The sequence below is a fragment of the Rhizobium sp. PDO1-076 genome (assembly GCF_000247475.1).
GTDB lineage: Bacteria > Pseudomonadota > Alphaproteobacteria > Rhizobiales > Rhizobiaceae > Allorhizobium.
In genome coordinates, this window is record NZ_AHZC01000266.1 from 1 (window position 1) to 13207 (window position 13207).

11 protein-coding genes are annotated in these 13207 nt (G+C 61.6%); 9 read left to right on the forward strand and 2 right to left on the reverse strand.

Features of this window, described 5'->3' with window-relative positions; genetic code table 11:
• The 9 genes from PDO_RS14595 to PDO_RS14635 all read left to right on the forward strand — a co-directional run.
• Positions 1-684 (forward strand): substrate-binding domain-containing protein (locus tag PDO_RS14595; protein WP_007603126.1); only part of this gene is annotated, 684 nt, incomplete at its 5' end.
• Between the two features lie 79 nt (positions 685-763).
• Positions 764-2284, forward strand: coding sequence for a sugar ABC transporter ATP-binding protein (locus tag PDO_RS14600; RefSeq protein WP_007603128.1), 1521 nt, complete (start codon positions 764-766; stop codon positions 2282-2284).
• A gap of 13 nt (positions 2285-2297) precedes the next feature.
• Entirely contained in the window at positions 2298-3299 is a 1002-nt protein-coding gene (locus PDO_RS14605) for an ABC transporter permease (protein ID WP_007603131.1), read from the forward strand.
• Positions 3300-3330: 31 nt separating this feature from the next.
• Positions 3331-4308: a sugar-binding transcriptional regulator gene (locus PDO_RS14610; protein WP_007603133.1), complete on the forward strand. Its 978-nt coding sequence runs from the start codon at positions 3331-3333 to the stop codon at positions 4306-4308.
• On the forward strand, positions 4301-5299 hold the full coding sequence (locus tag PDO_RS14615; protein ID WP_007603135.1) for an aldo/keto reductase: 999 nt from the start codon (positions 4301-4303) through the stop codon (positions 5297-5299). Before PDO_RS14610 ends, PDO_RS14615 begins: the two co-directional genes overlap by 8 nt.
• 60 nt (positions 5300-5359) lie before the next feature.
• A complete protein-coding gene (locus tag PDO_RS14620; protein ID WP_007603138.1) occupies positions 5360-7138 on the forward strand; it encodes a glycerol-3-phosphate dehydrogenase/oxidase in 1779 nt (592 codons plus the stop codon).
• Positions 7077-7922, forward strand: a complete 846-nt coding sequence (locus PDO_RS14625; RefSeq protein ID WP_007603149.1) for a class I fructose-bisphosphate aldolase — start codon at positions 7077-7079, stop codon at positions 7920-7922. The genes PDO_RS14620 and PDO_RS14625 overlap by 62 nt, the downstream gene beginning before the upstream one ends.
• A complete protein-coding gene (locus PDO_RS14630) occupies positions 7915-9408 on the forward strand; it encodes an FGGY-family carbohydrate kinase (RefSeq protein ID WP_007603151.1) in 1494 nt (497 codons plus the stop codon). The genes PDO_RS14625 and PDO_RS14630 overlap by 8 nt, the downstream gene beginning before the upstream one ends.
• Positions 9409-9471: 63 nt before the next feature.
• Positions 9472-11091 (forward strand): GMC family oxidoreductase, encoded by a 1620-nt coding sequence (locus PDO_RS14635; protein ID WP_007603153.1) that lies wholly within the window; start codon positions 9472-9474, stop codon positions 11089-11091.
• A 147-nt stretch (positions 11092-11238) separates the two neighbouring features.
• Here PDO_RS14635 and PDO_RS14640 read toward each other — a convergent pair whose 3' ends face one another.
• On the reverse strand, positions 11239-12513 hold the full coding sequence (locus PDO_RS14640; RefSeq protein ID WP_007603157.1) for a HAMP domain-containing sensor histidine kinase: 1275 nt from the start codon (positions 12511-12513) through the stop codon (positions 11239-11241).
• A gap of 2 nt (positions 12514-12515) precedes the next feature.
• The gene (locus PDO_RS14645) at positions 12516-13202 is read right to left on the reverse strand and encodes a response regulator transcription factor (RefSeq protein ID WP_007603159.1); all 687 of its coding nucleotides are present in this window, start codon (positions 13200-13202) and stop codon (positions 12516-12518) included.
• Positions 13203-13207: the final 5 nt, after the last annotated feature.

Below are 13207 nucleotides of genomic sequence, written 5' to 3' on the forward strand. Positions count from 1 at the left end.
CCGATCAACAAGGCCATCGAATCGGGCGTCTCGATCACGACCTTTGCCGCGGACTCGCCCAAGTCGAAGCGGACCGCCTACATCACCTCGGACAACGTGGCCGAGGCCAAATTTGCATCCGAGGAAATCGTCAAACAACTCGGCGCCAAGGGCGAGTTCGCCGTGCTGGAGAACCCAGGCCAGAGCAATCACGACCTGCGCGTCACGGCCCTCGTCGACTATATGGGCAGCACCTATCCCGAGATGAAGCTGGTTGCGCGCCAGGCGACGAACCAGGATGCCAATGCAGCTTATCAGGCGGTCTCGGCCATGCTTCAGGCCAATCCGAACCTCGGGGCCTTGTGGATCCCGGAGGCCGGCTCGGCCGAAGGCGCGGTGACGGCGGTTCTGGAAGCCAAGAAGAATGTGCTGATCATCCACGCGGACATCACGCCCACCACGCTCGATCACATCAAGGCAGGCAATATCCACATGGCCATCAACCCAAACCAGGGCGTTCAGGGCTTCATGGGTTTCGTCAACACCTTCCTTGGTGCCCATCCCGATCTGCTGGATCCGTTCAACGACTACAAGCTGTCGGGTTTCAATCCGCTTCAGGTCCCGTCGATGGACAATGGCTTTGCGGTCATCACCAAGGCCAATGCAGATGCCTTCGACCTCAATGAATACATGAAAAACCGCTGATTTCGCGGCAATCGTCCCGGCAGGCAATATTGTTGCCGGGACGAAAAATATCGATGGCACTGCGAGGGCGGAGGGCGTGATGGGTGAGGTTATTCTTGATATCGAGGACGTGCACAAATCCTTCGGGCCGGTCCACGCGCTTCGCGGAGCCCGTCTGCAATTGAGAATAGGTGAGATCCATGCGCTCGTCGGGGAAAACGGCGCTGGTAAATCCACCTTGATGCACATCATCGACGGCATCCTGCAGCCCGATTCCGGCGAGATCAGGCTCGATGGCCGCAAGGTGCGTATCGCGTCTCCGAACGAGGCCCACAAGCTGGGCATCGGCTTCGTGCATCAGGAGATCGCGCTCTGCCCGGAAATTTCCGTCGCCGAGAACATGTATATGTCGGAGACCAATTCCAGCCCGGCATGGTTCATGCGCTATGCCGATATCAATCACCGGGCGGCGGCGGTGCTCCGCGAATTGAGCGACATCGACCCTACGGTGAAGGCTGGCAGCCTGTCGATTTCCCAGCAGCAGATCGTCGAGATCGCCAAGGCGCTGACGCTCGATTGCCGCATTCTGATCCTGGACGAGCCCACGGCCGCGCTGACGGAAACCGAGGCAAAGATCCTGTTTCGTATCATGCATCGGCTGGCCGACAAGGGTATCGCCATCATCTACATCTCGCATCGCATGGCCGAGATCTTCGAGCATTGCGATCGCATCACCATCATGCGCGACGGTTGCCATGTGCGCACCGCCGATGTTGCCGAGATCACCCAGGAAGAGGTGATCAACAGCATGGTCGGGCGGGTGTTGAGCAATCTTTATCCGGCCAAGCAGGCCGAGGAGGAACGCTCCGGCAGGGTGATCCTGTCGGTGCGCGGCCTTAGCGAAAGCAGGCGGATTTTCGACGTCGGCTTCGATCTGCACGAGGGCGAGATCCTCGGCCTTGCCGGGCTGATCGGTGCGGGCCGCAGCGAGATCGTCCGCGGCATCTGCCGGCTGGAGGGCCGGGCCAGCGGCGAGATTGCGCTCAACGGCCGCGTTCTGCAGCTGCACGACTATCGCGACAGCATCCGTGAGGGGATCGTCTACCTGTCGGAGGACCGCAAGAGCGACGGCCTGTTTCTCGACATGTCGATTGCCGCGAATGTCTCGGCGCTCGACATCGACCTGATTTCCAACGGCATGGGGCTGATCGAAAGACGGCGCGAACAGGCGCGGGCACGGGAACTCGGCCAGCGACTGCAGTTGCGGGCCAACAGTGTCGACGATCCGGTCTCGTCGCTCAGCGGCGGCAACCAGCAGAAGGTGGCGCTGGCAAAGATGCTGTCGGTCAATCCCAGGGTAATATTTTTGGATGAGCCGACGCGCGGCGTCGATGTCGGCGCCAAGGCGGAAATCCATCGCCAGTTGCGCGCGCTCGTGCGCGAAGGCGTCGGCATTGTCGTCATCTCGTCGGAATTGCCGGAACTGATCGGCATCAGTGACCGCATTCTCGTGGTGCGGGAGGGGCGCATCGCGGGAGAGGTGCGCGGCGACGACATGACGGAGGAAAAAATCATGCATCTGGCGTCGATCGATATCGGTCCGGCAGCGGCACATGGCTGAGGGAGTGAGGGGCATGTTAGCAACACAGGAACAACAGTCCGGCAATATGCGAGCGATCCGCCGGATCGGCTGGCTCGACACTATGATCAGGGCGCGGGAAACGGGTCTGATCCTCATCATCGTGACGCTGTTTTGCGTGATGTCGCTGATATCGCCATATTTCCTGACGGTGGAGAACATCAGGGCCATGGCCATGGCGTTTGCGGTGGAAGGCATCGTGGTGGTCGGCATGACCATCCTGCTGATCTCCGGCGGCATCGACCTCTCAGTCGGTTCCGTCACGGCGCTGGCCATGGTCGCCGGCGGTTGGCTGTTTCTCAACGGGGTGGATCCCTGGGCCGCCGCGGCGATGGCGATCGCCCTGACGACGGCCATCGGCATGGCCATGGGCTTCCTGACCACTGTCGTCGGGCTGCATCATTTCATCGTCTCGCTCGCCGTGATGGTGATTGCCCGCGGCGTCTGCCTGCTGGCAACGGGCGGACGGCCGCTCGGCCTCTATTCGCTGCCGCCGGAATTCAAGTTCATCGGCCAGGGCACGATCCAGAACATTCCGCTCGTCATCATCATCTTCGTGGTTGTTGTCGTGACGTTCGACCTGCTGCTGCGCCGCACGGCCGCCTTTCGCAAGGTGTTCTACACCGGCAGCAATCCGAAGGCGGCGGCCTATTCCGGCATCCGGGTCGGCCGGGTGATTTTCGCAACGACGACGCTCTGCTCGACGCTTTGCGGCGTGGCCGGTGTGATCTACATGGCGCGTTTTGGCTCTGCCCAGCCGAGCTTTGGCATAGGCATGGAACTCAACGTGATTGCGGCGGCCGTCATCGGCGGCGCCAGCCTCTCGGGCGGATCGGGAACCATTCTCGGCGCCATCCTTGGTGCAGTGCTGTTGTCCATGGTGTCGAGTTCGCTCGCCTTGCTCAATGTGTCAGTCTATTGGCAGGACATCATTCGCGGCAGCATATTGCTGGGGGCGGTGCTGTTCGACCACTACCTCGTCAAGCGCCGCCGCTGAGAACTGTTCAGGGAAACGAGAGATTTCGACTATGGCGGATATCAGGGAAGACTTCGACCAGCAGCGGCAGATGTATTCGGTGCTCGTGCTGCATTTCATCGAAGGTTTGAAGCAGTCGGAAATTGCCGAGCGGCTCAATCTCTCCCATTCGAAGGTCAACCGGCTGATCGCGACGGGGCGCAAGGCCGGCATGGTCAAGATTGCCATATCGAGCCCCTACCAGCGGCTTGTCGATTTGGAGAACGATCTGGTCAGCGGTTTTTCTCTGCGGCATTCCGTGGTGACGCCGACCGTATCGGACAATCCCGAAACGACGCTGCAGATGGTTGGCCGGGTTGCGGCAGGCCACCTGCTGGAAACTCTGCGCGATGGAGACATCATCGCCATTACCGGCGGCAAGGCGGTGAGCGCCGTGGTCGAAAATCTCGAGGCAGAGCGCCGTTTCGATGTCCGGGTTGTGCCGGTAACAGGCGGGGTCCAGGGCAAGCACTATACCGACGTCAATCATCTAGCGACGCAACTGGCCGAAAAGCTTGGCGGTAGTGCATCACTGGTGCACGCACCGCTGTTTGCCGAAGACGCCGAGCAGCGCGACCTGCTGATGAACATGGCATCGATCCGGGAGGTCTTTGATCTTGCGCGGAGCGCGACGGTTGCCCTGGTCGGAATCGGCTCGGTCGAGGCGCCGGGCTCGGGGTATTACGATCTGTTGCCGGACCCGGCACGCGGCGGCAAGGCACTGGTCGATGCCGGCATATCGGGAGAGTTCCTGGCGCATCTGATCAGCGCCGACGGATCATTGGCCGATATCGACCTGAACTCCCGGGTTGTGGCCCTTGCGCCGGGACAGTTCGTCAATTGCCGAAACACCATCGGCGTTGCTGCGGGGGACTATAAAGCCGGCCCCGTCGCGGCAGCGCTTGCCGGGCGCTACCTGACCTCGCTCGTCGTCGACGAGGCGGTCGCCAGACATATCATTGCCAATATCGGAGTGGGGGACCATGACTAGCAACGCGGTTAAGAAGAGGTCCATCGGGACCAGCGGCATCGAGGCATCCGTGGTCGGGCTGGGAACCTGGGCGATCGGCGGCTGGATGTGGGGCGGCACCGACGAGCAGCAGTCGATCGCCGCGATCCAGGCATCCATCGATGAAGGCATATCGCTGATCGATACCGCACCGGCCTATGGCATGGGCCTGTCGGAAACCATCGTCGGCAAGGCCATCAGGGGCAGGCGCGACGCGGTGGTGCTGGCGACCAAATGCGGTCTTGTCTGGCACACGACCAAGGGCGAATATTTCTTCGACCAGGACGGCAAACCCGTCCACCGCTATCTCGGGGCGGACTCCATCGCGCACGAGGTCGAGCAAAGCCTGAAGCGGCTCGGCACCGATTACATCGACCACTACATCACCCATTGGCAGGATCCGACCACGCCGATTGCCGATACGATGGAGACCCTGATCCGCCTGAAGGAGCAGGGCAAGATCCGCTCGATCGGCGCCAGCAACGTCTCCCCGGAAGATCTGAAGGCCTATATCGGAAGCGGTGAGATCGATGCGATCCAGGAGGAATATTCCATGGTTCGCCGCGATATCGAAAAGACGCTGTTGCCGATTGCGAAAGCCAACAATGTCTCGGTCCTCAGCTACTCTTCGCTGGCGTTGGGGCTGCTGTCGGGCAAGGTCGGCCCTGACCGCATCTTTGCGGCCGATGACCAGCGCCAGGGCAATCCCCGCTTCAGCCAGGCGAACCGGCAGAAGGTGGCGCATCTGGTTGGTGATATCGCGCCGATTGCCGAGGCACATGATGTATCCATCGCCCAACTGGTGATCGCCTGGACGGTGCATCAGCCGGGCATCACCTTCTCGCTCTGCGGCGCGCGCGATGCGGTGCAGGCGCGGGAGAATGCCGCCGCGGCGCGGCTGACGCTCGCCGATGACGAACGCGTCTTTATCGGTGAGGCGGTCGATCGGCATCTGGTCGATCTCGACCACTAGCTTCGACCTACAATATTTGAACCTTGGGACACCGGCAGCAAACCGGTGAATGGGATTACTATGCCCACATTTCGCAACGATGCCATCAGGCGCATCCGACAGGACGGTGATTTCGATGCCGTGGTTGTCGGGGGAGGGATCAACGGGATCGCCACCTATCGCGACCTGGCGCTTCAGGGGCTGCGCGTGCTTCTGGTCGAGCGCTCCGATTTCGCATCCGGTTGCAGCGCTGCCCCGTCCCGTATGATTCATGGTGGCCTGAGGTATCTGGAAAATGGCGAGTTCAGCCTCGTGGCGGAATCCCTGCGTGAACGGGATGCCCTTCTGACCCTTGCCCCGCACATGGTCCATGCGCTGCCGACGACGATCCCGATCATGTCGGTGTTCAGCGGGCTGTTCAACGCCGCTGCCGCGTTTGCCGGATCGAGCGGCAAGCCGACCAGCCGCGGCGCCGTGGCCATCAAGATCGGCCTGGCACTCTACGATTTCGTCACGCGCAAGAAGCGCCTGCTGCCACGGCATGAATTCAGAGGCCGAGACAAGACCTTGGCGCGATGGCCGGCGCTGACCGCGAACTTGCGCTACTCAGCAACCTATTACGACGCCTGGATCCGTCAGCCGGAGCGGCTTGCGGTCGAGTTGGTGACCGATACACGGCGGGATGCGCCGCAGGCGATCGCGCTGAACTATGCCGAACTGGAACGTGGCTCAGACGGCTACCGGCTGCGCGTCGAAGGCGTCGACGAGGCCATGGTGGTCAGGCCGCGCATCATCGTCAATGCGACCGGTGCCTGGATTGATCAGACGGCGCGAACGCTTGGCATGGAACGCGCGGCGGAACAGCCTGTCGTGTCGGGCACGAAGGGCTCGCATCTGATCCTCGACAACGCAGCGCTTCACAAGGCCCTGAATGGCCACATGATCTTCTTTGAAAATACCGACAACCGCGTCTGCATCCTGTTTCCCTATCTCGGTCGCGTGCTGGCGGGTTCCACCGATATCAAGGTGGAGCGTCCCGCCAAGGTGCGATGCGAGCCGGAGGAACGCGACTACATTCTCGACGCCATCCGTTACGTGTTTCCCAAGATCGCCATCGCGACCTCGGACATCGTCTTCAGCTTCAGTGGCATTCGCCCGTTGCCGCGCAGCGATGCCGAGTTTACCGGCCGCATCTCGCGCAGCCATTTCGTCCATCGCATCGAAGGCGATCCGCCGCAGCTGTGCATGGTAGGCGGCAAATGGACGACATTCCGCGCCTTTGCGGAACAGACGGCCGATGAGGCGCTGGCGTATCTCGGACGGCCGCGCGTCACCGGAACGTCGACGCGGCCGATCGGCGGAGGCCGCAATTTTCCCGGCTCCAGCGGTCAGCTGGCCGATAGGCTCGAGCGCGATTTTCCGATCGACAGGGCGCGGGCCGAGCACCTGGCCGAAACCTATGGCTCCCAGGCCGTCGACCTCATTACTTTCTGCGCCGCGCGAGCCGACGACCGTCCGCTGGCGGCGAGCCTGCCGGTCACGGAGGCCGAAATCGTGTGGTTGATCCGCCGGGAAGCGGTTCGCCATCTCGGCGACATCGTCCTGCGACGCACGGCCTTGGCGATCACCGGCGAGATCAGCCTCGACATCATCGTGTCGCTGGCAAGGATCGCCGCAAGCGAACTCGGTTGGAGCGAGGAGCAGGCAGCCCTCGAGCAAAGTCAGCTGATCACTGAACTGGACGTCTTCCACGGCGTCTCCAAGGACATTCTCGAAAACAGATGCAAGGAAGGTCAAGATGACACGAATTTCGCACAAAGCACGCCTGAACCGTCTCTTTCGGAACGGCGGCTGCCTTGATGTTGCTGTCGATCACGGCGTTTGCAACGAGCCGAGCTTCCTGGTCGGACTGGAAAACATGGACATGGTGATCGACAGGCTGGTCGATGCCGGACCCGACGCGATCCAGTTGGCCTATGGACAGGCCGACCTGTTGCAGAACCGCCCCGGTCGTGACAAGCCGGCACTGGTCATGCGCATCGACATGGGAAATCCCTACAATGCGACGCGCCACCGTGTGATGTGGTCGCAGTTGCAGAACCGTGACGAGCCGTTGATCGGCGCGCTGGAAATGGATGCAGCCTGCGTGGTGGTAAACCTGTTCATGCTGCCGGACGAGCCCGAACTGTTTCGCCAATGCGTGGAAAACATCAGCCGGGTGCGGGCCGATTGCCATCGATACGGCATGCCGCTGATGATCGAGCCGCTGGTCATGCTGCCCAATGATGTGAGGGGTGGCTATCAGGTGGATGGCGATGCGGAGAAGATCGTCACCCTGGTTCGCCTCGCCTCGGAAATGGGTGCCGACATCATCAAGGCCGACCCGACCGGCAATCCGGAGGATTTCCACCGGGTCATCGAGGCGGCGCGCTGCCCGGTACTGGTGCGCGGCGGCGGCAAGGAGGATCTGCGCGCCGTCCTGACAAAATCGGCGGCCTTGATCGCCCAGGGCGCAAACGGCATGGTCTATGGCCGCAACATCTATCAACATGACAATCCAAAGGCCGTGGTTTCGGCGCTGATGGCGATCATCCATCAGGGCGCCAGCGGCGACGAAGCGTGGGACATATACAATCGTGGCTGATGATATCTTTCTCCTGGGCCTCGACGCAGGCAATACCGTCATCAAGGCCGTGCTCTTCGACCGGCAGGGACGTCAGATTGCCCATCACGCCATTGACGGAAAATCGACCTATCCGTTTCCCGGCCAGGTGGAGCGCGACCTTGGCGAGCTCTGGCGCAATTGCTGCGAGGCAATCCGTGAATTGCTGGCGCTTTCCGGCGTGAAGCCAGGATCCATCGCCGGCATCGGCTGCGCCGGCCATGGCAATGGGCTCTATCTGCTGGACCGGAAGCATGAGCCTTTGCTCGGCATCCAGTCGCTCGATAGCCGCGCAGCTCTTGTCGCCCAGGAGATCAATGCGCAAACCGGCGCGGCCTTGCAGCACCGCTGCCTGCAACGTCCCTGGCCATCCCAGACGCCAAGCCTGCTGGCATGGGTCAAGCGTCACGCACCGGAGGCTTATGCGGCCACTGGCTCGGTGTTGTTCTCGAAGGATTACGTCAACTTCCGGCTGACCGGACAGTTGGCCAGCGATATTTCCGATCTCAGCGGTGCCGGCCTTCTGAACATGCCTGAGGGTACGCTGGATCGGGAACTGCTTGGTCTCTATGGCCTGGAGGACGCCCTGCCGCTATTTGCCCGGCCGGTCGATTCCTGCGAGATCGTCGGTCATGTGACGGCAGAGGCCGCAGCGTTGACGGGGCTTGCCGAGGGCACGCCGGTGATCGGCGGCTTCTTCGACGTCGTCTCCAGCGCCATGGGGTCTGGCGTGGTGCGGCCGGGGGAAGCTTCGATCATCGCCGGCACCTGGGGTATCAACCAGGTCTTTGCCGCGGCACCGGTGCAAAGCCCCGATGTCTTCATGGTGGCGACCTTTGGCAGGGATCGCTACGTCAATATCGAGTCCAGTGCCACCTCGGCCGCCAATCTGGAATGGTATGTGCACCGGCTGCTCGGCAGCCATGGCGAGCCGGCCTTCGATCGCTGCAACGCCGCCGTCGCTTCCGTGTCGCCGGCGGCGGACGATCCGTTTTTTCATCCGTTCATCTTTGGCTCGCGGCTCGGCGCAGAGTTTCGCGGCGGCTTCTACGGGCTGGCCGGCTGGCATGGCGAGGGGCATATGCTGCGCGCCTTGTTCGAGGGCGTCTGCTTCGAACACCGCCGACATATCGATGTCCTGCGCTCGGCGGGCCTTGCCGTCGATGCCGCGGTCATGTCGGGCGGCGGTGCGCGCAGCCCCCATTGGCCGCAGATCATGGCCGATGTGCTGGGTCTACCGATCGGTGTTGCCGAGGCCCGCGAAACCGGTGCGCTCGGCGCCGCCATCGGGGCTGCCGTGGCAGTCGGCCTCCATCCGGATTTCGAGACGGCGGTGTCGACCATGACCCGTGTGGAGCGGAGCCATGAGCCGGACCCGGATCTGCGTGAACATTATGAGCGTCGCTACGCTCTCTATGGGCAATTGACGGATCGGATGCGTGACTTCTGGTCGACATTGAAGGTATGAGGCCGGCCTTCCGCTACCCTCTCGAATACAGTCAGCTGCCGTGCAACGGTGAAAGGGCATGCCATGTCGCAAGCAAATCGGCTTGAGGGCACTTACGACTACATCATCATCGGAGCCGGAACGGCGGGCTGTGTGCTTGCGGCGCGGCTGACGGAAGATCCCTCGGTTCGTGTGCTGCTGTTGGAAGCCGGAGGTTCGGACCTCTACCATTGGGTTCAGATCCCGGTGGGCTATCTCTATTGCATCGGCAATCCACGCACCGACTGGATGATGACGACAGCCGCCGAGCCCGGGCTCAACGGCCGGAGCCTCGCCTATCCGCGCGGCAAGGTATTGGGTGGCTGCTCCTCCATCAACGGAATGATCTACATGCGCGGTCAGGCCAGCGACTACGATGGCTGGCGCGATCTCGGCAATGCCGGCTGGGGCTGGTCCGATGTCCTGCCATATTTCCGGAAATCGGAAGACCATCATGGCGGGGAAAACGACCTGCACGGCGCCGGCGGCGAGTGGAAGGTCAGCCGCCAGCGTCTGCGCTGGGATATTCTGGAAGCGGTGCAGAAGGGTGCACAGGAGTTCGGCATTCAACCCCGCGCCGATTTCAACGATGGCAACAACGAAGGTTCGGGTTTCTTCGAGGTCAACCAGCACAGGGGCATGCGCTGGAATGCAGCCCGCGGCTTTCTGCGCGGCGCGCTGAAACGCGGAAACCTGCGTCTGATCAAACATGCACTGGTGCAGCAGCTGACCATTGCCGACAAACGTGTCGGCGGTGCGCGCTTTCGCACGCCCGGTGGCGAGTTTACCGCTGAGGCGTCTGCCGAGGTGATCCTCGCTGCGGGCGCGATCAATTCGCCAAAGCTGCTCGAGCTGTCAGGTATCGGCAATGGTGACATGCTGCGCAACCTTGGCATAGCGGTGGCCCTTGACCGCCCCGGTGTTGGCGAAAACCTGCAGGATCACCTGCAGATCCGCACCGTCTACAAGGTCAGAAACACGCTGACGCTGAACCAGCTCTCCAACAGCGCGGCCGGCAAATTGAAAATCGCCGGCGAATATCTGCTGCGCCGCTCGGGGCCAATGTCGATGGCGCCTAGCCAGTTCGGCATGTTCACGCGCTCCGGCCCCGAGGAGACTACGCCGGATATAGAATATCACGTCCAGCCCTTGTCGACCAATCGGCTGGGGGAGCCGCTGCACTCCTTTCCGGCCATCACGATGTCGGTATGTCAGCTGCGGCCGACAAGCCGTGGCACCTGCCACATCACCGGCAGTGACGCGGCCGTTCAGCCGGAAATCCGCCCGAACTATCTGTCCACGGATCACGACCGGCACGTGGCGATCTCTGCAATAAGGCAGGCTCGCCGCATCATGACGGCGCAGGCGCTGCAGCGGTATCAACCGGCGGAGATGCTGCCCGGCATCGAATACCAGGACGACGAGGCCCTGATCCGGCGCGCCGGCGATATTGCGACGACGATCTTTCACCCGGTCGGCACTTGCCGCATGGGCGCGGATGCCGACGCAGTCGTTGATCCCTCGCTTCGGGTCGCAGGCCTTGACGGACTTCGGATCGTTGATGCTTCGATCATGCCCCGCATTGTCTCTGGCAATACAGCATCACCGGTGGTGATGATCGCGGAAAAGGCGGCCGACCTTATTCGCCGCGGCCGAAAGCTATGAAGGCGAAAACAAGCACATTGCTGTAGCGCGCATAGCTTCGCGTGTTGTCGCTGCGTCACGTTTCGCTCGTGCTGAAATCTCGTGAAAATGGGGGGTGCGGTGGATGCGGGCGCCGGTCTTCCTGCGGCATCGAAATGGCGGCTTCAACTATTCGTCGGCGGGATGTCCCGGGATCGTGATGTCCACACGAAGCCCGCCGGTCGCGGTGTTGGTGGCCGTTGCACTGCCGCCATGCCATTCCGCGGCGCGGCGCGTGATGGCGAGGCCGAGGCCAAACCCCGCCCGCGTGGTCGCGGTTAAACTCTGAGAGAAAGGTTGGAAAATGGTCTCCAACTCGGCCTCCGGAACTCCGAAGCCTTCATCTTCGATCGAAAGCAGCAGTTGCTGGTCATGTATCTCTGCCGTGACCAGCACCAAAGTGCCGGCTTCGGTATGTGTGATCGCGTTGCGGATGACGTTTTCGATCGCGCGGTAAATCAGCTCGCCGTTGACCGACGCGATGAAGGAATCCACTCCTTTGTATTGCACGATGATACCACGGGCCTGCGCTTCAAAGCCGGCGTCTTCCACAATCTCGCGCGCGAGGTCGACAACATCCAGGGTCTGTCGCTCAAATCGCGGCGAACTGCGTTCAGACAGCCGAGCAAGCGTCAGGATTTCGCCCACCAATTCATCGAGGCGCTCGACCTCCCGCCCCATGCGTTCGACCATCGCGGTCAAGCGCGCGGGGTTCTGCTGCAAAACACCGATGGCCGCCTGGAGCCGTGACAATGGCGAGCGCAACTCGTGGGAGACGTCATGGAATAGCTGCCGCTGTGCAACCTGCAGTTCCTGCAGTCGCGTCGCGGTAATGTCCAGGTCATGCGCCAGAGACGTGATTTCGTCGCGTTTGCTGCCGATCGTATGGGCGATGCGAACATCCAGTTGACCATTTGCCAGAGCGCGCAGTCCGTAGCGAAGCTGCTCGACAGGCGTGATGAAATAGCGGGCAAGCCAGTATGCCGCGGCAGCCGCCGCCAGCAGCGCCGCCAGCCAGGGAACTGTTCGCGGCCATACCCTGGAGATCGCGCTCTGCGCTGACGCAGCAATCTGAACGCGGTAGCAATCTCCGTTGCTGACGGCATTTCGCACGAGATCATCGGCTGCGATTGAGACGCAGTCGATAGCCAAGCCGATCGGAGTGACGCTGATCGGGATATTGCGGCCGGTTCTTTGCATGGCCGCCATCAGATTTGTTGCTGCATCCAAACCTTGTGACTGCAGAACCTGCGCTGTGGTTTCCAACGCAAGGGTCTGCTCGCGGTTGGCGACCTCTTCCTCGAAGGGGGACTGAAACAATGTACTGATGGCAAACAACAGCGCGATCGACCCTGCCATGGCCAACCAGACGACACTGAAGAACTTCCAGAACAGTCGACGCATTGTTAGCCTTCCAGAAGCTGATAACCACGGCCCCTGACAGCCTGTATCCAGGACTGTCCGTCTGCGCGTGCCCCGAGCTTTTGCCGAATACTGCTGATGTGGACATCAATCCGCCGGTCGAATGCCGTCAACGGCCTGCCAAATGCGCGAAGCGATATCTCCTGCTTGGATACAAGTTGGCCTGCAGAGCGGACGAGCACCTCCAGCAGGCTGAACTCCGTGCCGGTCAGTTCAAGTGGCGTACCATGCCACTCGGCTCTCCGGTTCGATGGAAAGAGAACCAGCGCGCCAGTCTTAAGTTCTTCGGCTGAGCCATCCCGTTCGGCTCGACCGGAGCGACGCAGAATCGCCCGGATCCGCGCCGCCAGTTCGCCCGGGGAACAGGGCTTGGCAACATAGTCGTCCGCGCCGAGGTTGAGACCGGAAATACGATCGACATCGTCCCCGCGCGCGGTCAGCATGAGGACCGGCACGTCGCTCACCTGGCGGATTTTGCGAAGGGCCTCGATGCCATTCATTCGAGGCATCATGATATCAAGCACAATGATGTCGGTTGCCGACGACATTGCCTCCGCGACACCAATCCGGCCATCTACAGTCGTTTCGACGGCGAAACCTTCTTCGGTCAGGTATTCGCTGAGCAAATTCGTCAGCTCTATGTCGTCATCGATCAAAAGCACCTTGGTCATCAGTC

Excerpts from the sequence above, each read along its gene's own strand:
- PDO_RS14625 (WP_007603149.1), top strand. The coding sequence starts at position 7,077 with ATGACACGAATTTCGCACAAAGCACGCCTGAACCGTCTCTTTCGGAAC.
- PDO_RS14635 (WP_007603153.1), top strand. The coding sequence starts at position 9,472 with ATGTCGCAAGCAAATCGGCTTGAGGGCACTTACGACTACATCATCATC.
- PDO_RS14620 (WP_007603138.1), top strand. The coding sequence starts at position 5,360 with ATGCCCACATTTCGCAACGATGCCATCAGGCGCATCCGACAGGACGGT.
- PDO_RS14605 (WP_007603131.1), top strand. The coding sequence starts at position 2,298 with ATGTTAGCAACACAGGAACAACAGTCCGGCAATATGCGAGCGATCCGC.
- PDO_RS14640 (WP_007603157.1), bottom strand. The coding sequence starts at position 12,513 with ATGCGTCGACTGTTCTGGAAGTTCTTCAGTGTCGTCTGGTTGGCCATG.
- PDO_RS14600 (WP_007603128.1), top strand. The coding sequence starts at position 764 with ATGGGTGAGGTTATTCTTGATATCGAGGACGTGCACAAATCCTTCGGG.
- PDO_RS14645 (WP_007603159.1), bottom strand. The coding sequence starts at position 13,202 with ATGACCAAGGTGCTTTTGATCGATGACGACATAGAGCTGACGAATTTG.
- PDO_RS14610 (WP_007603133.1), top strand. The coding sequence starts at position 3,331 with ATGGCGGATATCAGGGAAGACTTCGACCAGCAGCGGCAGATGTATTCG.
- PDO_RS14615 (WP_007603135.1), top strand. The coding sequence starts at position 4,301 with ATGACTAGCAACGCGGTTAAGAAGAGGTCCATCGGGACCAGCGGCATC.